At 64.1% G+C, this 21,097-nt stretch carries 23 protein-coding genes; all 23 read right to left on the reverse strand.

The window, feature by feature from the left end; translation table 11 throughout:
• Window positions 1-100: 100 nt before the first annotated feature.
• The 23 genes from NKI31_RS04390 to flgF all read right to left on the reverse strand — a co-directional run bounded on the left by NKI31_RS04390 (window position 101) and on the right by flgF (window position 21,093).
• Window positions 101-1,354, reverse strand: coding sequence for a flagellar hook protein FlgE (locus NKI31_RS04390; RefSeq protein WP_023671890.1), 1,254 nt, complete (start codon window positions 1,352-1,354; stop codon window positions 101-103).
• A gap of 91 nt (window positions 1,355-1,445) precedes the next feature.
• Window positions 1,446-2,114 carry a response regulator transcription factor gene (locus NKI31_RS04395; RefSeq protein WP_023740983.1) on the reverse strand — a complete coding sequence of 223 codons (669 nt, stop codon included), beginning with the start codon at window positions 2,112-2,114 and terminating at the stop codon, window positions 1,446-1,448.
• 220 nt (window positions 2,115-2,334) lie between these two features.
• A complete protein-coding gene (locus tag NKI31_RS04400) occupies window positions 2,335-2,922 on the reverse strand; it encodes a transglycosylase SLT domain-containing protein (RefSeq protein ID WP_502899095.1) in 588 nt (195 codons plus the stop codon).
• Complete coding sequence (gene fliK, locus NKI31_RS04405; protein ID WP_352650594.1) at window positions 2,855-4,240, reverse strand: flagellar hook-length control protein FliK; 1,386 nt, start codon at window positions 4,238-4,240, stop codon at window positions 2,855-2,857. The genes NKI31_RS04400 and fliK overlap by 68 nt, the downstream gene beginning before the upstream one ends.
• On the reverse strand, window positions 4,237-5,667 hold the full coding sequence (locus NKI31_RS04410) for a MotC family chemotaxis protein (RefSeq protein WP_352650595.1): 1,431 nt from the start codon (window positions 5,665-5,667) through the stop codon (window positions 4,237-4,239). Before NKI31_RS04410 ends, fliK begins: the two co-directional genes overlap by 4 nt.
• Window positions 5,664-7,010 (reverse strand): MotB family protein, encoded by a 1,347-nt coding sequence (locus NKI31_RS04415; protein WP_023740987.1) that lies wholly within the window; start codon window positions 7,008-7,010, stop codon window positions 5,664-5,666. The genes NKI31_RS04410 and NKI31_RS04415 overlap by 4 nt, the downstream gene beginning before the upstream one ends.
• Window positions 7,011-7,041: 31 nt before the next feature.
• A complete protein-coding gene (locus tag NKI31_RS04420) occupies window positions 7,042-7,668 on the reverse strand; it encodes a hypothetical protein (RefSeq protein ID WP_023701073.1) in 627 nt (208 codons plus the stop codon).
• Window positions 7,669-7,671: 3 nt separating this feature from the next.
• Complete coding sequence (gene fliF / locus NKI31_RS04425) at window positions 7,672-9,312, reverse strand: flagellar basal-body MS-ring/collar protein FliF (protein WP_352650597.1); 1,641 nt, start codon at window positions 9,310-9,312, stop codon at window positions 7,672-7,674.
• Window positions 9,313-9,503: 191 nt separating this feature from the next.
• A complete protein-coding gene (locus NKI31_RS04430; protein ID WP_023683302.1) occupies window positions 9,504-10,388 on the reverse strand; it encodes a flagellin N-terminal helical domain-containing protein in 885 nt (294 codons plus the stop codon).
• A 282-nt stretch (window positions 10,389-10,670) separates the two neighbouring features.
• Window positions 10,671-11,555 (reverse strand): flagellin N-terminal helical domain-containing protein, encoded by an 885-nt coding sequence (locus tag NKI31_RS04435; protein ID WP_023683303.1) that lies wholly within the window; start codon window positions 11,553-11,555, stop codon window positions 10,671-10,673.
• Between the two features lie 210 nt (window positions 11,556-11,765).
• A complete protein-coding gene (gene fliP / locus NKI31_RS04440) occupies window positions 11,766-12,497 on the reverse strand; it encodes a flagellar type III secretion system pore protein FliP (RefSeq protein WP_023686348.1) in 732 nt (243 codons plus the stop codon).
• Window positions 12,494-12,994, reverse strand: a complete 501-nt coding sequence (locus NKI31_RS04445; RefSeq protein ID WP_023673655.1) for a flagellar basal body-associated FliL family protein — start codon at window positions 12,992-12,994, stop codon at window positions 12,494-12,496. The genes fliP and NKI31_RS04445 overlap by 4 nt, the downstream gene beginning before the upstream one ends.
• Before the next feature lie 17 nt (window positions 12,995-13,011).
• Window positions 13,012-13,716 (reverse strand): flagellar basal body L-ring protein FlgH, encoded by a 705-nt coding sequence (flgH, locus tag NKI31_RS04450; RefSeq protein WP_023673654.1) that lies wholly within the window; start codon window positions 13,714-13,716, stop codon window positions 13,012-13,014.
• Window positions 13,713-14,294 carry a MotE family protein gene (locus tag NKI31_RS04455; RefSeq protein WP_023673653.1) on the reverse strand — a complete coding sequence of 194 codons (582 nt, stop codon included), beginning with the start codon at window positions 14,292-14,294 and terminating at the stop codon, window positions 13,713-13,715. Before NKI31_RS04455 ends, flgH begins: the two co-directional genes overlap by 4 nt.
• A gap of 3 nt (window positions 14,295-14,297) precedes the next feature.
• The gene (locus tag NKI31_RS04460; protein ID WP_023683306.1) at window positions 14,298-15,539 is read right to left on the reverse strand and encodes a flagellar basal body P-ring protein FlgI; all 1,242 of its coding nucleotides are present in this window, start codon (window positions 15,537-15,539) and stop codon (window positions 14,298-14,300) included.
• Entirely contained in the window at window positions 15,536-16,063 is a 528-nt protein-coding gene (gene flgA, locus NKI31_RS04465; RefSeq protein ID WP_023740991.1) for a flagellar basal body P-ring formation chaperone FlgA, read from the reverse strand. The genes NKI31_RS04460 and flgA overlap by 4 nt, the downstream gene beginning before the upstream one ends.
• 6 nt (window positions 16,064-16,069) lie before the next feature.
• Complete coding sequence (gene flgG, locus NKI31_RS04470; protein WP_023673650.1) at window positions 16,070-16,858, reverse strand: flagellar basal-body rod protein FlgG; 789 nt, start codon at window positions 16,856-16,858, stop codon at window positions 16,070-16,072.
• 11 nt (window positions 16,859-16,869) lie between these two features.
• A complete protein-coding gene (gene fliE / locus NKI31_RS04475; protein ID WP_023701074.1) occupies window positions 16,870-17,205 on the reverse strand; it encodes a flagellar hook-basal body complex protein FliE in 336 nt (111 codons plus the stop codon).
• Window positions 17,205-17,621: a flagellar basal body rod protein FlgC gene (flgC, locus tag NKI31_RS04480; protein WP_023686341.1), complete on the reverse strand. Its 417-nt coding sequence runs from the start codon at window positions 17,619-17,621 to the stop codon at window positions 17,205-17,207. Before flgC ends, fliE begins: the two co-directional genes overlap by 1 nt.
• Window positions 17,622-17,623: 2 nt before the next feature.
• The gene (gene flgB / locus NKI31_RS04485; protein WP_023691724.1) at window positions 17,624-18,004 is read right to left on the reverse strand and encodes a flagellar basal body rod protein FlgB; all 381 of its coding nucleotides are present in this window, start codon (window positions 18,002-18,004) and stop codon (window positions 17,624-17,626) included.
• Window positions 18,005-18,088: 84 nt separating this feature from the next.
• The gene (locus NKI31_RS04490; protein ID WP_031192940.1) at window positions 18,089-18,955 is read right to left on the reverse strand and encodes a hypothetical protein; all 867 of its coding nucleotides are present in this window, start codon (window positions 18,953-18,955) and stop codon (window positions 18,089-18,091) included.
• Window positions 18,942-20,363 (reverse strand): flagellar protein export ATPase FliI, encoded by a 1,422-nt coding sequence (fliI, locus tag NKI31_RS04495; protein ID WP_023817296.1) that lies wholly within the window; start codon window positions 20,361-20,363, stop codon window positions 18,942-18,944. The genes NKI31_RS04490 and fliI overlap by 14 nt, the downstream gene beginning before the upstream one ends.
• 4 nt (window positions 20,364-20,367) lie before the next feature.
• Entirely contained in the window at window positions 20,368-21,093 is a 726-nt protein-coding gene (gene flgF / locus NKI31_RS04500; protein ID WP_023671749.1) for a flagellar basal-body rod protein FlgF, read from the reverse strand.
• Between the last annotated feature and the right edge of the window lie 4 nt (window positions 21,094-21,097).

Below are 21,097 nucleotides of genomic sequence, written 5' to 3' on the forward strand. Positions count from 1 at the left end.
AATTCCAGACCACCCCGGCCGGTTTGCCGGTGTGGCCTTGAATTCGAAATCCGCGCACCGCGCTGCTCTGGTTTGGGTTCATCCCACTAGTGCCCGTCGTTTATCTCTTCAGGTTGACAAGGACATCCATGAGGTCGGAACCGGTCTGGAACACTTTCGAGTTAGCGGTGTAGCTGCGCTGCGCCGCGATCATGTTGGTCAATTCCTCGGCGATATCGACGTTGGAATTTTCCAACGCGCCGGAGATGATGCTGCCGAGCTTGCCTTCATTGGCGAAGCCGATGCGCACGGTGCCGGAGTCGGTGGACTGCGCATAGACATTGCCAGGCAGTGCGGTGAGGTTGTCGGCGCTCTGGACGTCGGCCAGTGGGATCTTGAACAGCGGCTTGGTCGAGCCGTCCTGATACTGGGCGTAAATGACTCCGTCCTCGCCGATCTGGATCTTTTCGATCGTGCTGGGCGCGTTGCCGTTGACCTTGGCTTCGGAGACCGTGAAGCCGGTGCCGAGCTGAGTCAGCTTGGACAAATCGAGGTCGAGCGACGCACCGCCCGGTACGGGGATCGTTATGCTGTCGACCGCGCCGGTTAGCTTGCCGGTGGTGGTGTCGAAGGTCAGGTTGGCCGTGGCCAGCGCGCCGCCCGTATAGGGGAAGGATGTGCCCGGCGTCGCCTGGGACTGGTCGAACACAGAGACCGACCAGGCGCCGGTGCCGGTGTTGGTGAAATAGACGTCGAGCAGCTTCTTGTTGCCGAGATTGTCGTAGGTGACCATCGAGGACTTCGACGTGTATTCGGCGGTCGGGCTGTTGGTGGAAGGCAGCGGACCGGCGGGCGGCGTGGCACCAGCCGGCAGATTGGCGTTGAAATTGCCTGTGGTGCTGGGCGTCGCCGTCATTTCCTGGTCGGAGATCTGGACCGGAACCAGCCCTTCGAAGCCGTTGGCGGTGGCTGCCGGCGTGCCGTTGGCGTAGCTGTATGCCATCAGCTGGTAGCCGGCGGCGTTGACCAGCCTGCCCTGAGCGTCGGGAACGAATGCGCCGGCGCGGGTGAGGAAAGGCGTTCCGCTGGGGTCCTGGACGACGAAGAAACCGTTGCCGTTGACCGCAAGGTCGGAAACCGAGGTCGTGTACTGCAGCACGCCCTGGGCGCTGATGGCCGAGCGGATGGTGGTGTTGACGCCGCCGGAATTATAGGCGCCGCCGACCTGCGGCATAATCAGCGTCGAAAACTCGGCCGAGGATCGCTTGTAGCCGGTGGTGTCGGAATTGGCGATGTTGTCGGCTGTCGCCGAAAGGCGGTTGGCCTGCGCGTTCATGCCGGAAACGCCGGTCCGCATCATTCCGTAAAGGCTCATCGAACGTCTCCTCAATGCCCAAGATCGTTGGGCCCATCTGTGGTCGCGAGGATATAATTTCTGTCTTGCGCGAGGCTGGCGCAGACCGCCATCAGAACACCAGCCGGTAGCCAAGGAAGCGCTTGGAATCTATCGGGTCCTGGCCAAGCTTTTCGCGCAGCTTCTTGCGCAGTTTGGAGATGTGGCTCTCGACCACGTTCTCCTCGACCTCTTCGTCGAAGATGCCGTAGATGGCGTTGAAGACCTGGGTCTTGGTGACGCGGCGTCCGCGGTTGCTCGCCAGATATTCGAGGATGCGGCGTTCGCGGCGCGGCAGAGGCAACGGCTGGCCATCGATCTCGGGATCGCGGCCATCCATGAAGATGCGCATGGCGCCGATCTCGGTGTAGCTGACGTCCTCATGGGCGCGGCGGCGGATGGCGGTGATGCGGGCCAGGATCTCCCGGATATGGACCGGCTTGCGTATGACGTCGTCGACCCCGCTCTCGAACAGCCGCAGCGTATTCTCGAGCGAGTGCTGTTCGCTCAGCGCAATGACCGGAGCGCCGGTGCGGTCGCGGATCTGGCGTGGCGAGATGGTGCCTTCGCGGCAGTCGCCGATGAGGAAGGCTCGGACCGATCGCAAATCCGTGTCGGCGGCCGATGTCACCCACTCGCCGAATTCACCGGACGCGAAGCCTGCACAGGCGACGCCCTCACGATCGAAAAGTGAATTATAGCCTTCAGTTACGAGCTCACGCTCGTCAACGATTACAATCATCGGCCCCGCCTCCGAATCAGATCATCTGCCCCGTGGGAAGAGCCGTAACCGGTGCCGGGAATCCTGAACAACCATCATTTCTTGTAGCTATTTTCTTGGGAGTTATTTCGAGTTTCGAAATAACCGCAATCAGGAGGTTGTATCGTTGGTTGCCGAACGGGTGACGTGGCACGTCACCCGCCGGGCGTGGATTTGCAGCCGTTCGCAAGAGATGATTCACCTAAGGGTTGCAAAAGTTGCGGGCGCTCGGGGTCCATTTGCCGAAGCCGGTGGCGACCATATTGGCGATGACGCGGCAGACATAGAATTTCTGCGCGGGGTCATTGTCGGGGCCGGCGTGGTAGCGGGCGACGGCCATCGACCAGCTGACATGACGCGCATGCAGGCTGGCCAGGAAGCGCGCGGCATAGTCGACATTCTGGCGCGGGTCGAGCATGTCGTCGACGCTGCGGAAATGCGCGGCGTGATAGTGATGGTTGATCTGCATGCAGCCGAGGTCGATCAGCGTCTTGCCCTCACGCCGGGCTGCTTCGAAGGTGGCTATGGCCTCGGTGCGGTTTCTTGGAAATACCGCTTTCCCCTGTATATTCAAGGCATTAGGTTGCAAGCTACCCTTCTTGCCGGTCTCGGTCAGCCCGACCGCATAGAGGATGCCGGCGGGCACGCCATAGCGGTCGGCGGCACGCAAAATCTCGGGCTCGCAAGGGTTGGTGGCGGCGGTGGCCGGCTTGGTGGCGAGGCTAGATAAACATATCGTCGCCAGCGCGCTCGCGAGCAGGCGCGCCAGCGCGGCCGAATTCCTGGGCATCGTCATTGCGGTTTCTTCCCGACTGCTGGCCGCCCGAACCCGTATTGTTGCCGCTCGAGTTTCCGGGCTGAAAAGCGGACTGGTCGCGGCCTTGCGGCATTGGATGCGAGTTCGCTGCATCGCTGCGGGCCGCTGCGTGGATCGCTATCGAGGGTTGCAGGATGGTGACCTTGTCGACATCGAAGCCGAGCCCGCGCAACGACTTCACGATGGCGTCGCTGTCGGTGGCGAGACGGCGGTAAGCCTCATGGGTTTCGGGCTCCAATTCTATCGAAAGTTGTTCTCCGGAAAGCCTCAGACTGGCGGTGACGATGCCGAGCTCTGCCGGGTGAAGCTCGATCTTCAATATATGTGTCGGAACGGCAACAGAGCCGGCCGTCTGGGCGGTCGTTGACGGCGTCGAAACGGCTGGCCGCAGGCCGTTGTCCGAAGCCAGCGCGTCGATAAGCGCCGAAGTCGTTTGGTTTATCGGACTATGCGCCGGCGCGGGGAAGCTCTGTTCGGCGACAATGTCGACGCGCGCAGCGAATGGCGGCTGTTTTCCCTGTGTGGACGATGCCGCGGAATGGGCTCCATCGACGGACTTCGCCGACGGCGCGGACCGTTTTGCCTCGGGTGCCGAAACGTCGCTTGCCGTCTGGTCCGCCGGTAGAGGAGGCGTCGGACCATCCTGGTGCGGCAGTTTGCCGGACTGGAGCCCGATCGCGGGCAGCTTTTGCCCCTGATCCTGTGCGGAAACGCTGGTACCGGGCTTGGCCCGTTCCGATCGCGTCGTCGTGTCGAGTCTGTTGTCAATGCCGGACGCTGCGCGGTGTCTCTTCAGAGGCGACGTCTGTGCAGAAATGGCCTCGCCAGCGGGCGCCGGTTGCCCAGTCTGTCCATTCGTCGCGATGCCGTTCCCGCTTGTCCGGACCATTGAGAAATGCCTGATATCGTGCAACGCCAGCACCAGTGGCAAATGATCCTGCAGCGATCCTGCATCCGCGTCTCGTCCGGCCACCTCAGCGTCCTTGGATGGTTTGTCCGGGCCACTATCGGCATGTTCTTTTGCGGCCTTGCCGGCAGCGGATTTCGTCCCCGTTTTGCCAGACTGGGTGTGTGGGATTTCGCTTTTGCCGGGACCGGCAGGGCTGCGTTTGGCCCAATGCGGCTCGTGCGATGCGGCCTCAATTGCTCCCTGGCCTATCGGTGTCGGCGCATCGTCGTCGCCGCGCACCATGTCGCCGAAGCTTTTGTCGCCGCCCTTGGCGTTTGAGGCCGACTGCTTCGATCCGGCGTGCGCGGGAGCCGGCAGGGCCTGGCCAACATTGGTGGTCATTTCGGGGCTGCTCCAAGCATCTGGTCGATCAAATCGAGCTGGCGACGCGTCCTCGCCATGGCGGCGTCGGTGGGATCGGTAGGCTCTACTGCGGCGGGGGCCGGCACCGATGCCGGCACGACCGGAGCCGCATCGCTGGCCGAGGCGACTGCAGGCGTTTCCGCCGCCTTTGCCTCTGGCGTGCTTGGTGCCTGCGCGCCCGGTTCACTTGCCGCCTTCGGTCGGTCGGTTGCTGCCGGTTCACTCGATGTTGTGACGGCTGGCTGTTCCGGCATCGCGCCTTCGACCGGCGGCAGCTCTGGCTCGTCGGGTTTTTCCACTGCCGCGGTCTTGACCGGCTCCTGCCTGGCCGCGGCAGGTGCGGGCTTTTCGGCAGGCAACGGCGCCGGCGGGGCGATGACTTCACCCGCCACGGCCTGCGCGGCATCGAGCAGGTCGCGGTCGCTTTGCGAAAGCTGGTTGCGATCGATCTTGTCCAGCTTGGCGCGGACCTCGCCGATGGTGCCGGACGTTACCGTGGACAGGCTGGAATAGAGCTGGGCGCGCGGATCGTCCTGATTGTGGATGCCGTCGCGGCCCCGTTCAGCCCTGGCCGAGGCGAAGGCGGAGAGATCGGCAAAGCCGTCGATCGCGGCGCGGCGGGCGATGCGCAGATAGATCACCTTCTCGCGCTCGGGATCCATCATTGCGGTGATGTCGGCGAGCTTGTCCTGGCTGATTGCCATGTGCAGCGTGATGACGCCGGAGACGAATGCGTCGGCGAACTGGCTGGCATAGGGCGAATAGAGGTAGTCTTCGACATATTGGGTTGAGGCAAGCGCGAAACGCGCACCGTCGCCTTGCGCGGCGGCGATGCCGACCGAGCGGCGCAGCGCTGCTTCCTCGACCAGCGTGCCGGGGCTGAGCAGGCGAGCATCGTCGAGCAGCGCAAGCGCGCTGACCGGTTGCTCGGTGGCGAGAAGCGAGCCCTTGACCAGCGCCAGAAAGGCACCGACATCGGGGGGCAGGGTCATCGGATCGATCGGCTTCAGCGCCTCGATCGCAGCCGCCTGCCGGCCGTTCAGATAATCGACAATGCCCTTGGCGATGGTCAGGCTTTGCGGGTCGGTCTTGGCGCGCGACACCGCCGCCTCGACGGTGACGGGGTTGCCGCCACTCATGCCATAGACCAGCAAGGCGCGAAAATTCTTCGGGTCGCTGAAATCATCTGCGTCCGCCGCGCGCAGCCTTGTGTCGGCCATTTCGAGCAGCTTGGCCTGCATCGGCAGCGCGGCGTGATCGCCGGCGGCGATGCGGTCCTGCACAAGCTGCAGCGAGCGCACCAGCTGATAGGGCTGCAAGCCGTCCTCGGCGAAGGCCGATGGCGGATGGACAGCGCTCAGCAGCAGCAGCCCGACGGCGCGGCCGATGATCGCGGCGCGCCTCATCCGTCGGTCGCCATCAGGATTTCGATGCGGCGGTTCGCGGCCGCCATCGGGTCGGCTGCAATTTTCGGCTCGCGATCGGCGAAGCCGGCGACCTCGGTGATGCGGCGCTCGTCGACGCCGCCGCGCACCAGCATGTAATAGGCGGAATGGGCGCGCGCCGTGGACAGCCGCCAATTGTCGTAAGTGTCGCTGCGGAACGGCCGCGCGTCGGTGTGGCCGTTGATGCTGATCGTGCCTTTCTGCTCGTTGACGATGCGGCCGATCTTTTCCATCGCCAGCACCAGTTCACGCCTAGGCACCGCCGATCCGATCTCGAACATGCCGAAATCGAACTGGTCCGTGATCGAAATGACGACACCCTTGTCGGTGGCTTCGACGGAGACGCCATTATGCAATTTGTCGCCTGGCTTGAAGGCCTCGGCCAGTTCCTGCTTGACCTGCGCCGCGGCTCTAACAGTGGCGGCCGTCGGCGCCTTTTCCGCGGCTTCGGGTTTGGGTGCGGGTTGTGCTTCGGCAGCTTCGGCCTTTGCAATCTGGGCCTTCGCTGCTTCAGCCTTGGCCTCTGCCTTGGCTTCAGCCTTGGTCAGTGGCTTATCGGAAACGGATTTCGCCAGCGGCTCGAGCGGCGCCGCGGCCACTGGCGGCGCGGCCGGCACGGCCTTCACCTCCGCCACTTGCGTCTGTGCCGCCTTGTCACCCGGCTTCAGCGGATCGCCTTCGATCTTGCTGCGTTCGGCGGTGGCTTCGGCGCCTGGTGCAGCCACCTGCTGCGACCAGAAATCCGGCGCGAACGGGTCGCGGTAGGATTGGCCACCGGATGCGCCGGTAGCCGGGCCGGACGCCTGCGCGCCGCCATCGCCCTTCTCGCTGACATTTTGCATGACGCCGGTGTCGGTGGCGATTTCCGACAGCACCGCATAGGGATCGGCAAACAGATGCTCGTCGGAAAGATCGGTCTTCGGCGCCGATTCCTTCGATTGCTTCTTGTCCGAGGTGCCGGCGCCGCCGATGCCGTCCTGTCCCGCCTTGCTGGTCTTGTCCCGCGGGTCGTCCGCCGTCAGCCCGACCTTGCTCGGGCCATCGCCGAGGTCTTCGAGGCCCTTGCGGCTGGCGTTGCGATCGACCAGCTTGACCGGATTGAAGTAGCTGGCAACCGCCGCCTTGGTCTGCTCGTTGGCGGCGTTGATCAGCCACATGACGAGGAAGAAGCACATCATGGCGGTCATGAAATCGGCAAAGGCAATCTTCCAGACGCCGCCATGGTGGGCGTCGTCGTGGTCGTCGTGATTGCGCCGCACGATGATGATCTCGTGCCTGGGCTCAGCGGCGTCGGCAACGCTCATGACGTCCACTCGTTCATAAGAGGGCCCTCGCTCATGATAGGGCCTCGGACAAGGCGGCCGACCATTCGGCAATGCGGGTTTCGAACACCGCCTCGTCAATGGCGACGGTAAGGTCGAAGCCGGGTGCCTCGACGAAATCGAGATTGGCCGCGCGTGGGCCGAGCGAAGCCTTCAGCGTCTCGAACAATGACAGCGGTCCGCGCACGGCGATGCGCACCGCCTCGCTGTCGCCGACGGCTTCGCGGATCGTGCCGGCAAGGGCTTCCAGCGAACGCTTCTGCAGATCGTCGCTGACAAGGCCGCCAATGATGCGCGCAATGGTGGCGCCGACGAGGTCGCTGACCTTGGCCTCCATGATCTCGATACGGGCAGTGACGACCGCGCCGACATCGCCGCCGAAAGTTTCCAGAAAGGCCTTTGCTTCATCGGCGTTGGCCTGTCTCTGTGCCTCGAGCGCTGCCTGGTGGGCGATGGCAAGGCGGGCTTCAAGGGCGGCTTCGGCATCGATGACCGCTTCGGCGATCAGCGCGCCGATGTCGGCCTGCGGCGCCGACGTCTCCGGCCTTGGCTCGGCCATGGCCGCGAGCGAGGGCTGGCCGGCACGCTGGCTGCGTGCGCCGAAATCCGGCAAAAGGTCGAAAAGCGCTGCCGAGGCCATGGTCTATACCGCTGCTTCCTGGGCCGCCCATTTGCGCAGGATCTGCGCGGTGCGCTCCTCATTGATGTCGACCATGCGGGCAAGCCGCTCCTGCGGCGCCGGCCTGATCTTCTGACGAAGATCGTCGAGTGGAGTCGGGCCTGGGCGGCTGCCGGGCAAGGCAGCCCGCGCCGGTTCGGCGCCGGCGGCTTCGGGTGTCGGCAGTGAACGCTGGACGTCGTCGAAGCTCGGACCGGCAAGTGCCGGCGTCGGCCGCGCGCTCAGCGCGGTGGCCATTGGCCTCAGGCCGAAGAAGGCGACCAGGAACACCACGACGATGAACGCGCCGGCGTTGATCATCGTACCGGCATGGGTTCCGATCGACGCCATTATGCCCGGCTGTTCGACCGGCTCGCCGTCCAGCCCGTCGATGAACTCGACCGCCGAGACATCAATGATATCGCCGCGCTTGTCGTCGAAGCCGGTGGCCGAGGCCACCATCTTCTGGATGTCGGCAACGCGCTTGGCGATCTGCTCGGGCGTTGCGTCCTTGCCGAGGATGGTCATCAGCCGCTGCTGATTGACGACGACGGCGATCGACATCTTGGTAACGGAATAGCCGTTCGAGACTGTGGCGATCTTCTTGGAGTTGATCTCGTAATTGGTGATCTCCTCCTTGCGGTCGTTCGCCGATGACGTCTGCGGACCATCGGTGCTGGTCGCCTGGGTCTCGGGCAGGTTCTGCTCGACGGTGGCCGGGGTCGAGGCCTGCCTCTGATTGCTGTTTTCGTTGGCGCGCACCGACTGCACGGAACGCTCCACGCGCGACTCCGGATCGAAGATTGTCTCTTCGGTCTGGCGGGTGTCGGTATTGACGTCGGCTTTGACGCTGGCGCGGAAATTGTCGGGGCCGAGATAAGGCGTCAGCGCGCGGCGGATGTTGTCGCCGATCTGCGCCTCGACGGTCTGCTCGACGCCGAGCGTGCGGGCAGCACTTGTGTTGGAGGGATCGTCGCCGGCGGCGAGAAGGTTGCCGTTGGAATCGAGCACGGTAACCTTGTCGGCCGACAGGCCCGGCACGGCGGCGGCGACGAGATGGCGGATCGACATGGCGCTCTTTTCGGCGTCGATGCCGGAATAGCGGATGACCACCGAGGCGGAGGGTTGCTGTTCGTCGCGGCGGAAATTGGCGCGCTCGGACATGACGATGTGAACGCGGGCGGCCTTGATGCCGGATATCGACTGGATGGTGCGGGCGATCTCGCCTTCCAGCGCGCGCACGCGGGTGATCTGCTGCATGAAGGAGGTCAGCCCGAGCGAGCCGACATTGTCGAACAGTTCGTAGCCGGCATTGGCGCTGGTCGGCAGGCCCTTTTCGGCGAGCAGCATGCGCGCCTGCGCGGTGGTGCCGGCCGGCACCAGCACGGAGGTGCCGTCGGAGCCGACGTCGAAGCCGATTCCGGCTTCGCCGAGCACCAGGCCGATCTGGTTCACGTCGGAGCGATCGAGCCCGACATAGAGCGTCTCATAGGCCGGGCGGTTGAGATAGACCGAGCCGATGCCGATGACGGCCATCACCAATGCGGCAATGCCGGCCAGCATGGCGAGGCGCCTGACGCCAAATGCCCTGAGATTCGAGATGATGCTCTGGATCTGTTGCGGCACGATTCAAGCGCTCCCAGCATGATATTCCGTGGGAACACTAGACCGCGAAGCTTGTGCGAAGATGATAGAGCATGTCGCCCGGAAGTGTGCCGCGATTCCGGGTCAACGACATGCGTCAAAACACACCCATACAGGAAAGGGCCGCGCTGTTGGCACGGCCCTTATTCAAGGAAGAGAAAGCCGGGTCAGGCTTACTGCTTGAACAGCGCCAGGATCGACTGCGAGTTGCCGTTGGCGATCGACAGCGACTGGATGCCGAGCTGCTGCTGGACCTGGAGGGCCTGCAGCCGCGTCGATTCCTTGTTCATGTCGGCGTCGACCAGCGCGCCGACGCCCTTGTCGATGGAGTCCGACAGGTTCGACAGGAAGCTCTTCTGGGTGTCGATGCGCGACTTGGCGGCGCCGAGATAGGCGGCACCCGTGGACAGCTTGGCAAGCGCCGTTTCAACGGCGCCGAGTGCGGTGTCGATGGCCGCCGGGAGGACCTGGGTGGTGCTGGGATCGAAGAAGGTCGTCGCCAGCAGAGCGCCGACGATGCCGCCAGTGCCAGGAAGATCGAGAACCTGCGTGTCGGCCGCCTTGACGTCGATGGTGTCGATGGCGACGGTCGTGCCGGTGCGGTTATAGGACGCGACGATCTTCAGGTCGGAGGTCGCGGCAGCGTCGTTCTGCAGCAGGTTCGAGCCGGCATAGGAGGCGTTGGTGACCGACGACTTGATCTGGTCCTGGATAGCCTTGATCTCAGTGGCGATCTTCTGCTGGTCGTCCTTGCTGGCGCTGCGTGCAGTGACCAGCTTGGCCTTGATCAGGTCGACCTGGTCCTTGATGTCGGTGATGGCGGTGTAGGCGGTATCGACCTTGCCGGCGCCGAGGCCAAGCGCGTCCTGAACGGCCGAAAGCGCCTTGTTGTCGGACTTCATCGTGGTGGCGATCGACCAGTAGGCGGCGTTGTCGCTGGCGGTGGCGACGCGGTAGCCGGTCGAAATGCGTGACTGGGTGGTTTCAAGCTGCTTGTTGGTGTTGTTCAGGCTCTGCAGCGCGGTCAGAGCCGAAGCGTTCGTCATGATGCTAGCCAAGATATTTACCCCTTTTCAAACACTGGCGTGTCCCGAACACGCCGGATCAACTTCATCAAGGGGGTAGGCATAAGCCCATCGACCGTATGGTCTGCCCGCCATGGAATGGTTAACCATGACTACCGGGATATGGTTAACGGCCTGTTAAACCAAGCCATTCAGGGCGCTGGCCAAGAGCAAAAATCGGCAGCCATTTAGCAAGAAAATCAACAGCCGCAAAAAGAAATCGGGCCGCGCTGTTGGCGCGGCCCGACGGATGGTGTCAGTCGTAAAGTCGAGAGATCAGCCGCGGAAGAGCGACAGGATCGACTGCGAGTTGCCGTTGGCGATCGACAGCGCCTGGATGCCGAGCTGCTGCTGGACCTGGAGGGCCTGCAGACGGGTCGATTCCTTATTCATGTCGGCGTCGACCAGAGCGCCGACGCCCTTGTCGATCGAGTCCGACAGGTTCGACAGGAAGCTCTTCTGGGTGTCAATGCGCGACTTGGCGGCGCCGAGCGAGGCAGCGCCGGTGGACAGCTTGGCAAGCGCGGTTTCAACAGTGCCGAGCGCGGTGTCGATGGCGGCGGGGGTAACCGCCGTGGTGCTCGGGTCGAAGAAGGCAGCGGCGAGCAGGCCGCCGACGATGCCGCCCGTGCCGGCGACATCGAGAACCTGCGTATCGGCAGCCTTGACGTCGATGGTGTCGATGGTGACGGTCGCGCCGGTACGGTTGTAAGCCGCAACGATCTTCAGGTCGGACGCAGCGGCAGCGTCGTTCTGCAGCAGGTTCGAGCCGGCGAAGTTGGCGTTGGCGACCGAGGACTTGATCTGCGCCTGGATGGCGTTGATTTCGGTCGCGATCTTCTGCTGGTCTTCCTTCGAGGCGCTACGGGCAGTGACCAGCTTGGTCTTGATCAGGTCGACCTGGTCCTTGACGTCGTTGATGGCGGTGTAGGCGGTGTCAACCTTGCCGGCGCCGAGGCCGAGGGCGTCCTGCACGGCCGAGTTTGCCTTGTTGTCGGACTTCATCGAGGTCGCGATCGACCAGTAAGCGGCGTTGTCGGAAGCGGTGGCAACGCGGTAGCCGGTCGAGATGCGGGCCTGCGTCTGCTCGAGGGATTTGTTGGTGTTGTTCAGGCTCTGCAGCGCGGTCAGCGCCGAGGCGTTCGTCATGATACTGGACATGGCTACTCGTACCTTGATTTTTACAGGGTGTTTTTGACATACCGGCTTTTCCGGTATGACGGAGCGGCATCATGCCAATGATCGTGAGACCCGATCACCCGCCATCTGCGAGCAATATGCGGGCAAGTCCCTACCAAAGGGCTAAACGGGACGGTTAACCGGAAATATATTGCATAAAATTTTAGCAAGGCGCCAAGGGCGCGCGGACGGTCAGGTGAAGGAGCGCACCAGGCTGCCGACAAGCAGGTTCCAGCCGTCGATGAGGACGAAGAACAGGATCTTGAAGGGCAGCGAAACGACGGTCGGCGGCAGCATCATCATGCCCATGGCCATGGTGATGGTGGCGACGATCAGGTCGATGACGAGGAACGGCAGCACGATCAGGAAGCCGATCTCGAAGCCGCGGCGGATTTCGGAGATCATGAAGGCCGGCACCAGGATGCGCAGGTCGACGGTGTCCCTGGCAACGACCTGGCCGCGTTCGCGGGCGAGATCGGCGAACAGGTCGAAGTCCTTGTCGCGGACATTGTGCAGCATGAAGGTGCGGAACGGGTCCGAAATCTTTTCGAACGCCTCGGTCTGGCTGATCTGGTTGTCCATCAGCGGCTTGACGCCGGTGTTCCAGGCCTGGTCGAAGGTCGGCGCCATGACGTAGAAGGTCATGAACAGCGACAGCGAGATCAGGATCAGATTGGCCGGCGTCGACTGCAGGCCGATGCCGGCGCGCAGGATCGAGAAGGCGATGACGAAGCGGGTGAAGCTCGTCACCATGATCAACAGGCCCGGCGCCACCGACAGCACGGTGATCAGACCGAACATCTGGATGATATAGCCGACGGTGGCGCCGTCGGCCTTGCCGATGCCGCCGAGATCGAGCTGCTGGGCGGCGGCGACAGAGGTGGCGGCGACGACGATCGCGGCGGCGAGGACGAGTTTTCTCATTCGAGCAGCAATGTCCTGATCAGAACCTGTTTGGCATGGCCACCGCTGCGGATTGCGGCGCGCTCCTCGAGGTCGGCTTTCAAATGCTGGTAGCCGCTGGCACCTTCGATCTGATGCATCTTCAGGGTGCGGACCATGGCCAGCAGGTCCTGGTGAATGCTTTCGGTGAGTTCGGGCGGCTGCGGCGCATCGTAGACCACCGACGCTTCCAGCCTTATCCAGGTGTCGGCAGGCGAAGCCAGATTGGTGGTGATCGGCGCCAGCTGGACAAGCGTCGGCCCGGTGCCGGGAGCATGTTCGGCCGCCTTGCTCGGTTGCTCGGCATTGGACTGGTTCTCCGGTGCGGCGGGCACAGGCACCGGTCCCCCGACGCCCTTCAGATAGCCGCCGGACATCCAGCCCATGCCGATCGCGGCGCCCGTCACCGCCAGCAGCATCGCAAGCTGGATGACAAGCGACGGGCCCTTTTTTTGCTGAACCTGTTCGACATTTGCCACGGCGCCGTTCTCCAGTCCTAAAAGGGGAGGACTTGGTCGAGGATCTGCTGACCGTAAGCGGGCTGCTGGATTTCGCTGACGCGGCCGCGGCCGCCATAGGAGATGCGCGCCTCGGCGATGCGTTCATAAGAGATGGTGTTTTCAGCGCCGATATCGGATGGACGCACCATGCCGGCGATGGTCAGCACCCTGAGCTCGTAATTGACGCGCACCTCCTGTGAGCCGCGGATCATCAGATTGCCGTTGGGCAGGACTTCGGTGACGACGGCGGCGACGTTGAGCTCGAGGTTCTCCGAGCGCTTGATTTCGCCGTCCGCATTGGTTTCGGTGGTGGAGCTCAGCCCCGCGTCGCCCTTGCCGCTGGTGGTGGCACCTTCCCATCCGAGGTTGACGTCATAGCCGAGCTTGCGCCCGGCGGTGCGGCTGCGGTCGTTCTGGTTCTTGAAGTTGGCCTTGTCGTTGAGCTTGATCCTGACGGTGAGGATGTCGCCGTCGCGCAGCGCGCGTGGGTCGGTGAACAACCGGCTCTGGCGATCATCCCACAGCGAGAATTTCTTCACTGGCGCGGGTGGCGTTTCGGGATAGGAGTAGGGCGCATTGACGCTGCCGGTAATGCCGGTGCCAACCGGCGACAGCGCCGGCTCCCTGCCGATCTCCCTGGGGTCGGAGGCGCAGCCGGCAAGTGAAGCGGTGGCGACCAGGGCGAGTATATGCGACTTCATGACGGGTCTACCCTTCGCGCCGCGCTGGCCATAATGCCGGTGAGCGTGGCTGCCGCCTTCTGGTCCATTTCGTTGAGAATGACGCCGGCCTTGCGCGAATCGAGTTTCATCAGGATGGCGGCGGCGAGATCGGTGTTGACCATGGCCAGGCGCTCGGCCGCGGCATCCGGTTTCATGCCGGCATAGATCTTGACGACGCCATCCTCGGCGCGGGCCAGGAAAACTTCACGCCGCTTCAGCCATTGCTCGTATTCGGCGCGCTTGTCGTCCAGCGCCTTCATGCGCTGGTCGATGCCAGCCTGCAACTGCTTCAACTCTTCGGCCTGCAGTGCGTAACGGCGGTCGCGGGCGGCGTCGGCGATGTTGGAGCAGAAGCGCTGGATCTCGCTTTCATCGGGCACCTTCTCGCGGACCAGCTGCTGCACTGCCGCCGGCTGTTGCCCGCCAGGAAGAACCTGCCGCACCGCTTCTTCCGCGCGAACAGTGCCGCCGGCAAGGACGGTGGCGGCGATGACGCAAGCTGCCAAGGCTGCGCTTCGGCGGTGCTGCTTTTGGGAAAAGAAATCGATCATCGGCATGGCCTATTGGAGAACCAGATCGGCCTGCAAAGCGCCGGCCGACTTAATGCCTTGCAAAATGGCAATGATGCCGTCCGGCTTGACGCCGAGACGGTTGAGGCCCGACACCAGCGTTTCGAGGTTCGGTCCGTCGAGCACATTGACGCGGGCGTCAGGCCGCGTGGCATCGATGGTGGTGAAGGGTTCCTCCGCTGTCACGCCCTTGGAGAACGGTTCCGGCTGGACGATCTTCGGCTGTTCGGTGATGCGCACGGTGAGCGTGCCGTGGCTGATCGCCACCCGCGAGATCTTGACCTCGTTGCCGATGACGATGGTGCCGGTGCGTTCGTCGATGACGACGCGCGCCGGCGTGTCGGTCTCGACCACCAAATTCTCGATCTCGGCATAGAAACGCGCCGCCGAAACGTTCTTCGGCCGCCTGATCTGCACGGTGCGCGCATCGCGCTCCGCCGCCACGCGCATGCCGAAGCGCTGCGAGGTGTAGCCGTTGATGGCGTCGGCGATGCGGACGGCAGTGGAGAAATCGGGATTGCGCAATTGCAAGGTGAGCAGCGCCTGATCTTCGAATTCGGCGCGCACGGTGCGCTCGACAATGGCGCCGTTGGGCACGCGGCCGGCCGTCGGCACGCCCTGCGTCAGCTTTTCGGCATCGCCCTGGGCAGTGAAGCCGGAAACGATGACCGAGCCTTGCCCGACAGCATAGATTTCGCCATCGGCCGCCTTCAGTGGCGTCATTATCAGCGTGCCGCCGGCAAGCGATGTGGCGTCGCCCATCGAGGAGACGTCGATGTCGATGCGGGCCCCAGACTGCACGTAAGGCGGCATGTTGGCGGTGACGATGACGGCGGCGACGTTCTTGGCCCGCGCGCTGCCACCTTCGGTGGCAATGCCGAGATTTTCGAGCATGGCGCGGATCGACTGTTCGGTGAAGGGCGAATTGCGCAGGCTGTCGCCCGATCCGGCGAGGCCGATGACGAGGCCGTAGCCGACGAGCTGGTTGTCGCGCGAAGCCTGCAGCTGCGCAATGTCCTTGATGCGCGATGCGACCTGGCCGGGTGGCAGAGAGCTTGGGCCGTTGGAGACCCTGAACATGCGGTTGGTGGTGGCCGGATCGTATTCGGGATCGACAAAGGCGCCGCCATTCTGGCCGGCAAGATCGCGCTTTTGCTTCGGCGTAAGACCGTCGGCCAGCGCCGGCTGCAGGCCGACAACGGTCGCGAGCAGAAGGGCAGCTCCGCGTCTCATGACGCGCTGACCCGGATGGTGCCGTCAGCCATCACCGTGCCGGAAAAGATCTTGCCGCTGTCTGTGTTGCGGACCTTTATCAAATCGCCGGCGGCACCCGGCTGCAGCGACACCGCCGTGGCCGAAATGGTGAGGTCGCCCGCGATGAAATAGACCTGCACGGCGGCACCCTGTTCGACCAGCCAGGCGTCGCGGATGGCGGCGACCGGGATATAGCGGCCGGGCAGCAGCGTGCGCTTGGCGACCTTGCCCTGGAGTTCCATGGCCCGCGTGGCGACCGCATCTGGCCTGTGCTTGCCGGGGAGCAGCGTCACCGGTTTCAGCACGCCGGTGTCGATCATCTCGCCGGGATAAATGACCCGGTTGGGGATCAGAACGATCTCGCCGGTTGCCTGACTGCTCGCGACCTGAGTGGTGGTCTGCTGGTCTGCGCTCTCCTGGGCAAACGCCGGCACACTGCCGGCCACCAGCGCCAGGATCAGCGCGGTGCGGCAAAGCGCGGAGCGGAAGGCCGGAGAGACCATCAAATCTTACCTGATGTTCTTGGACACGACGGAGGCCATGTCGTCGGCGGCCTGGATGACCTTGGAGTTCATCTCATAGGCGCGCTGCGCGGAGATCAGCTCGGTGATTTCCTTGACCGGATCGACGTTGGAGGCCTCGAGATAACCCTGCTCGACCGAGGCGAAGCCGGGATCGCCGGGCACGCCGACATTGGCCGGGCCGGAGGCCGGCGTCTCCTGGAACAGATTGTCGCCGAGCGGCGCGAGGCCTGCTTCATTGGCGAAGTTGGCGAGCTGCAGTTGGCCCAGCAGCTGGAGGTCGGTCTGGCCGTCGATGCGGGCAAAGACCTGGCCGGTCTTGTTGACGACAACTTCGATGGCATCGGTCGGCACGGTGATGGCCGGGATGACATTGGCGCCGTCGACGGTCACCAGCTGGCCGGTGGCGTTGGTGTTGAAGGCGCCGGCGCGGCTGTAGAGCGTGCCGCCGTCGCCGCCCTCGATCTGGAACCAGCCGCGGCCCGTCAGCGCCATGTCGAAACTGTTGCCGGTCGAGGTCAGTTCGCCCTGCGTATGGACGTTGCGCACCGCCGTCGTCTTGACGCCGAGGCCGATCGACACGCCTTCCGGCACAAGCGATGAATTGGAGCGGTTGGGCACGCCCTGCGTGCGGTCGACCTGGTAGAGCAGGTCGGAGAATTCGGCGCGCGCGCGCTTGTAGCCGGTGGTGTTGATATTGGCGATGTTGTTGGCGATCACTTCCAGATTGGTCTGCTGGGCATTCATGCCGGTCGCTGCGATGGCGAGTGCTTTCACGGCAAGTCTCCTCAGATGCCCATACGGCTGATTTCGAGATAGGCGGAGACGACCTTGTCGCGGATGGCGATCGTGGTCTGCAGGGCCTGCTGGGCGCTCATGACGGCGTCGACGACCTGACGGGTATCGGCGTCGCCCTTGAGCGCCTGGATCGAGACCTGCTCGGCGTTCTGCAAGGTGTTGACGGTCTTTGAAGCAGCCTGGCTCAGCGCTTCGGCGAAGGTGGCGCCGATTTCGCTGCCGGCCATCGGCGCCCTGGTGCCCTGGAACAGGTCGGTCGTGGTATCGGCGCCACCGATCTCCGGCTTGAGGGGAAGCGATCCGATACCGCCAATGCCGCTGATCATTACTGGTTCCTCATCAGGTCGATGGTCATGGAGATCAGATCACGCGCCTGCTTGATGACCTGAAGGTTGGCTTCGTAGGAGCGGTTGGCCTCGCTCATGTCGGCCATCTCGACCAGCACGTTTACATTGGGCATCTTGACGTAGCCCTTGTCGTCGGCGGCCTCGTTGCCGGGCTGGAATTCGACGGGAAAGTCGCTGGGGTCGCGGTCGATGGAGTTGACCTCAACTGTCGTGCCACCCGAGGCACGGTCGAGTTCCGAGACGAAACTGATGGTCTTGCGGCGATAGGGGTCAGCGCCCGGGGTGTTGCCGGTCGACTGCGCGTTGGCGAGATTTTCCGAAACGACGCGCAAACGGTCAGACTGGGCGCTGAGGCCGGACGCGGCGATCTTGAGGGCTGAGGTCAAGGCGTCCATTGTCAGCTCTTCACCGCCATCATCATCATCGAATGGAAGGCCTTGACGATCGCGGTGTTGAGCTCGAAGGAGCGGCGGACCTCGCCGGCCTTCATCAGTTCGTTTTCGACCACCACCGTGTTCTTCGAGGGCATGATGGCGCCGGTCGTCTCTTCTGGCTTGACCGTGAAGCCGGCATTAGTGGCGGCAGTGCCGAGGTGGCCTGCCTGGGTGGCGGTCAGCGACACTGCCGTGCGGTCGAGCACCTTCTCGAACGGCTCGACATCGCCGGCGGTGTAGCCGGGCGTGTTGACGTTGGCGATGTTGCCGGCAATTGCGGACTGGCGCACCGACAGCCATTGCGACTGCTTGGCGGCGAGATCGAAAAGGTTGATGGGCTCCATGGGGATCTCCAGGCTGGTACGTACAAGACTAGGCTGCCAGTCTTGCGCGGACCTTGCGCGGGCCAGGCGTAAGCCGGTGTGCCGCTATTTGGAGAGTTCGATCACCTGGTCGGTGCTGGTGACCATGACCCACTTGCCGCCGCGTTGCTCGATCGACGAGACGACGCTGGAGTCGGGCAGCTTCGAGCCGCGCTGGACAATCCACAGGCCGGCATCGTCCTCGATCATGGCGCGGCCATTGGCGACATGAACCATGCGAAATTTGGGATCCGCCGGGAAGGGCTGCTCGTCGACGCCGGGAGGCCGGGTCTTGTCCTCGGGGTCCTGCAGCGTGCCGGTGGCGAACAGGTCGACATCGGGAACATCGTTTGCCGTCAGCGGCTGACCGCTGTTCTCCATCTGCGAGCCGCCGCTGACCCGCCCTGCATTGGTGCCGCTGCCGCCGAACTTGATCGCCTGCACGCCGAACTGGTCCTGATTGAAGAAGATATACCAGGGAAACAGCGCGCAGATCAGGCCAAGCGTGATGCCGAGCGCGGCAAAGACGATATCGCTGCGGCGGTCGGATTTCTTGTCGAGCCTGGGATATTGCGGCCTTGGCGGCTGCGGCCATTCGGTGACCGGGAACAGCCCGTCGAGAAGCGAGTCACGACTGGTCTCGATCGCTTCTTTGGGGCCGGCGCGAGGGGTCCTTGGCAATTCAGGCTTGACGACGCTGGGCAAGGCAGGCTCGGCCAAGCGAGGCACAGTGGACTCGACTACGCTGGCTACCCTGGGCAAGAATGGCCTGGCGGCCCTGGCCAGAATGGCCTCAGCCTTGGCGGCCTTGTCGAGATCGGCCTTTGCCCTGACAGCTCTCGCTTCGTTGGCCCGGGCTTCCTCGGCGGCACTGGCCTCTGCGATCATCTCGCGCAAAAGCCGCTCGGTGTACTGAAGCTCAGTCTCCTGCATCGACACTTTGCTTGCCTTTCAGATGACGGGCGAGGTCGGAGAATGCGTCGCTCGAGGCGCGATCCCTGGGCGACTGCGTCAGCGCCTCGTAGATCAGCGGCACCTGGCGCACGGCAATATCGAGCTCGGCATCGGCGCCGCCCTGATAGGCACCGAGCAGGCGGATGTCGCGGGTGTCCTCGAAGCGCGAGATCATCGATTTCAGCCTGGTCACCAGCATGCGTTGCTCGGGGCTCCATGCCTTGTCGGCGAGGCGCGAGATCGACGACACCGGATTGACCGGGGGGTAGCGGCCCTGTTCGGCAATGGCGCGGTCGAGCACGACATGGCCGTCGAGGATGCCGCGTACCGAATCGGCGACCGGGTCGTTGTGGTCGTCGCCGTCGACCAGCACCGAGATGATGGCAGTGATTGATCCCTGTCCTTTGATACCGGGGCCTTCAGCGCCCGGGCCAGCGCGTTCGAGCAGCTTGGGCAGATCGGTGAAAACCGAAGCGGGATAGCCGCGGGCGACCGGCGGCTCGCCGGTGCCGGTCGCTACCTCGCGCAGCGCATGGGCAAAGCGGGTAATCGAATCCAGCACCAGCAGCACGCGATGGCCCTGGTCGCGAAAATGTTCGGCAACGCGCATGGCGGTATCCGGCGCGCGCCGGCGCATCATGGCGCTCTCGTCGCTGGTAGCGACGACGGCGACCGTCTTGGCCATGCTCTCTGCGCCGATCGTGTCTTCGAGGAATTCGCGTACCTCGCGGCCGCGCTCGCCGATCAGCGCCACGACCACGGTGTCGAAGGCGTCGGCGCCGGCCAGCATAGCGAGCAGCGTCGACTTGCCGACGCCGGAACCGGCAAAGACGCCGAGGCGCTGGCCGAGGCAGAGCGGCGTGAAGATGTCGATGACCTTGACCCCGGTCGTGAAGGCGGTGCCGACGCGCTGCCGCGCCATCGCGCCGGGCGTTGTGCCGTCGCCGCTCGCAGCCTCGCCGATCCTGATCAGCGGCGGGCCGCCGTCGATGACGCGGGTCAGCGCGTCGATGGCGCGCCCACGCCACGAAGCATGCGGCGTTACCGTCAGCGGGCCGCGGCGAAACACGGCGTCGCCGATGCCGGCGTCGGCGCTGCGTTCGAAAGGGGCGATGACGACTTCGTCGCGGCCGATCCTGACGATCTCGCCGCGGCGCGTGCCGGCATTGCCGCGCTGTTCGACGAGGTCGCCAAGCCTGGCGACTTCAGACAGGCCGCGCACCTTGTAATGCGTTGGCGAAACCTCCGAAACACGGCCGCCGCGCCGCAGCAACGTCTCGGTGTCATCGAAGCGGCGCCAGATCCGCTCCAGCGCAGCCAGCCGGTTTTCCGGTGCTGTCTCCGGTTGCCGTTCAAGCGCGCGTATCGATGATTTGCTGCTCGACATGCTGCTACGACTTGGAGCCGAGCGTCTTGATGGCGTCGTCGGTCGAGGCATCGGTCTGGCGCATCAGCGCCGCCGTGTTCTCGAAGGCGCGCTGGACCATGATCAGGCGCGTCATCTCCAGCACCGGATTGACGTTGGATTCCTCGACATAGCCCTGCGCGACGCCGAGATCGGAACGGTCGGTGACCGGCTCCGGCGCACGCGCGGGCACGATGCCAGAATTGCCGTAGCGGACGAAATTCGGGCCGGGATCGAAATTGAACAGGCCGATGGCGCCGACGAGCTTGTCGCCCTGGCGCAGCGAGCCGTCGGCGCCCGCCTTGGGTGGGCCGTCGCGCGGGTCGAGCTGGATCGGCGCACCGCCGGCGTCGAGCACCGGATGGCCTTCGAGCGACATCAACTCGCCGTTCTCGTTCATCGAAAAGCGTCCGTCGCGCGTCATCACGGTGCCGGCCGGGGTGTCGATGCCGAACCAGGCATCGCCCTGGACGGCGAAGTCGAACGGGTTGCCGGTCTGCGTCATCGCGCCATGCGCGCCGGACAAATAGGTCTTGCCGGAGGAGGCGAAGGACACCGATTTGGGGCCGCTGCCGGAGACGACATCCTCGAACTTCACGCCGGTGGCGCGAAAGCCGATGGTCGAGGCGTTGGCGACATTATCGGCGATGGTGTCGAGACGGCGCTCAAGCGCGATCTGCGAGGAAAGGGCGACGTAAAGGCTGTCCTGCATGGTG

It is taken from the genome of Mesorhizobium sp. M0659 (assembly GCF_040320605.1).
Lineage (GTDB): Bacteria > Pseudomonadota > Alphaproteobacteria > Rhizobiales > Rhizobiaceae > Mesorhizobium.

Bases quoted from the DNA above. Each gene is read 5' to 3' on its own strand.
- NKI31_RS04390 (WP_023671890.1), bottom strand. From the start codon at position 1,354: ATGAGCCTTTACGGAATGATGCGGACCGGCGTTTCCGGCATGAACGCG.
- NKI31_RS04395 (WP_023740983.1), bottom strand. From the start codon at position 2,114: ATGATTGTAATCGTTGACGAGCGTGAGCTCGTAACTGAAGGCTATAAT.
- NKI31_RS04400 (WP_502899095.1), bottom strand. From the start codon at position 2,922: ATGCCCAGGAATTCGGCCGCGCTGGCGCGCCTGCTCGCGAGCGCGCTG.
- fliK (WP_352650594.1), bottom strand. From the start codon at position 4,240: ATGACCACCAATGTTGGCCAGGCCCTGCCGGCTCCCGCGCACGCCGGA.
- NKI31_RS04410 (WP_352650595.1), bottom strand. From the start codon at position 5,667: ATGAGGCGCGCCGCGATCATCGGCCGCGCCGTCGGGCTGCTGCTGCTG.
- NKI31_RS04415 (WP_023740987.1), bottom strand. From the start codon at position 7,010: ATGAGCGTTGCCGACGCCGCTGAGCCCAGGCACGAGATCATCATCGTG.
- NKI31_RS04420 (WP_023701073.1), bottom strand. From the start codon at position 7,668: ATGGCCTCGGCAGCGCTTTTCGACCTTTTGCCGGATTTCGGCGCACGC.
- NKI31_RS04435 (WP_023683303.1), bottom strand. From the start codon at position 11,555: ATGTCCAGTATCATGACGAACGCCTCGGCGCTGACCGCGCTGCAGAGC.
- fliP (WP_023686348.1), bottom strand. From the start codon at position 12,497: ATGAGAAAACTCGTCCTCGCCGCCGCGATCGTCGTCGCCGCCACCTCT.
- flgH (WP_023673654.1), bottom strand. From the start codon at position 13,716: ATGAAGTCGCATATACTCGCCCTGGTCGCCACCGCTTCACTTGCCGGC.
- NKI31_RS04455 (WP_023673653.1), bottom strand. From the start codon at position 14,294: ATGCCGATGATCGATTTCTTTTCCCAAAAGCAGCACCGCCGAAGCGCA.
- NKI31_RS04460 (WP_023683306.1), bottom strand. From the start codon at position 15,539: ATGAGACGCGGAGCTGCCCTTCTGCTCGCGACCGTTGTCGGCCTGCAG.
- flgA (WP_023740991.1), bottom strand. From the start codon at position 16,063: ATGGTCTCTCCGGCCTTCCGCTCCGCGCTTTGCCGCACCGCGCTGATC.
- fliE (WP_023701074.1), bottom strand. From the start codon at position 17,205: ATGATCAGCGGCATTGGCGGTATCGGATCGCTTCCCCTCAAGCCGGAG.
- flgC (WP_023686341.1), bottom strand. From the start codon at position 17,621: ATGGACGCCTTGACCTCAGCCCTCAAGATCGCCGCGTCCGGCCTCAGC.
- flgB (WP_023691724.1), bottom strand. From the start codon at position 18,004: ATGGAGCCCATCAACCTTTTCGATCTCGCCGCCAAGCAGTCGCAATGG.
- NKI31_RS04490 (WP_031192940.1), bottom strand. From the start codon at position 18,955: ATGCAGGAGACTGAGCTTCAGTACACCGAGCGGCTTTTGCGCGAGATG.
- fliI (WP_023817296.1), bottom strand. From the start codon at position 20,363: ATGTCGAGCAGCAAATCATCGATACGCGCGCTTGAACGGCAACCGGAG.
- flgF (WP_023671749.1), bottom strand. From the start codon at position 21,093: ATGCAGGACAGCCTTTACGTCGCCCTTTCCTCGCAGATCGCGCTTGAG.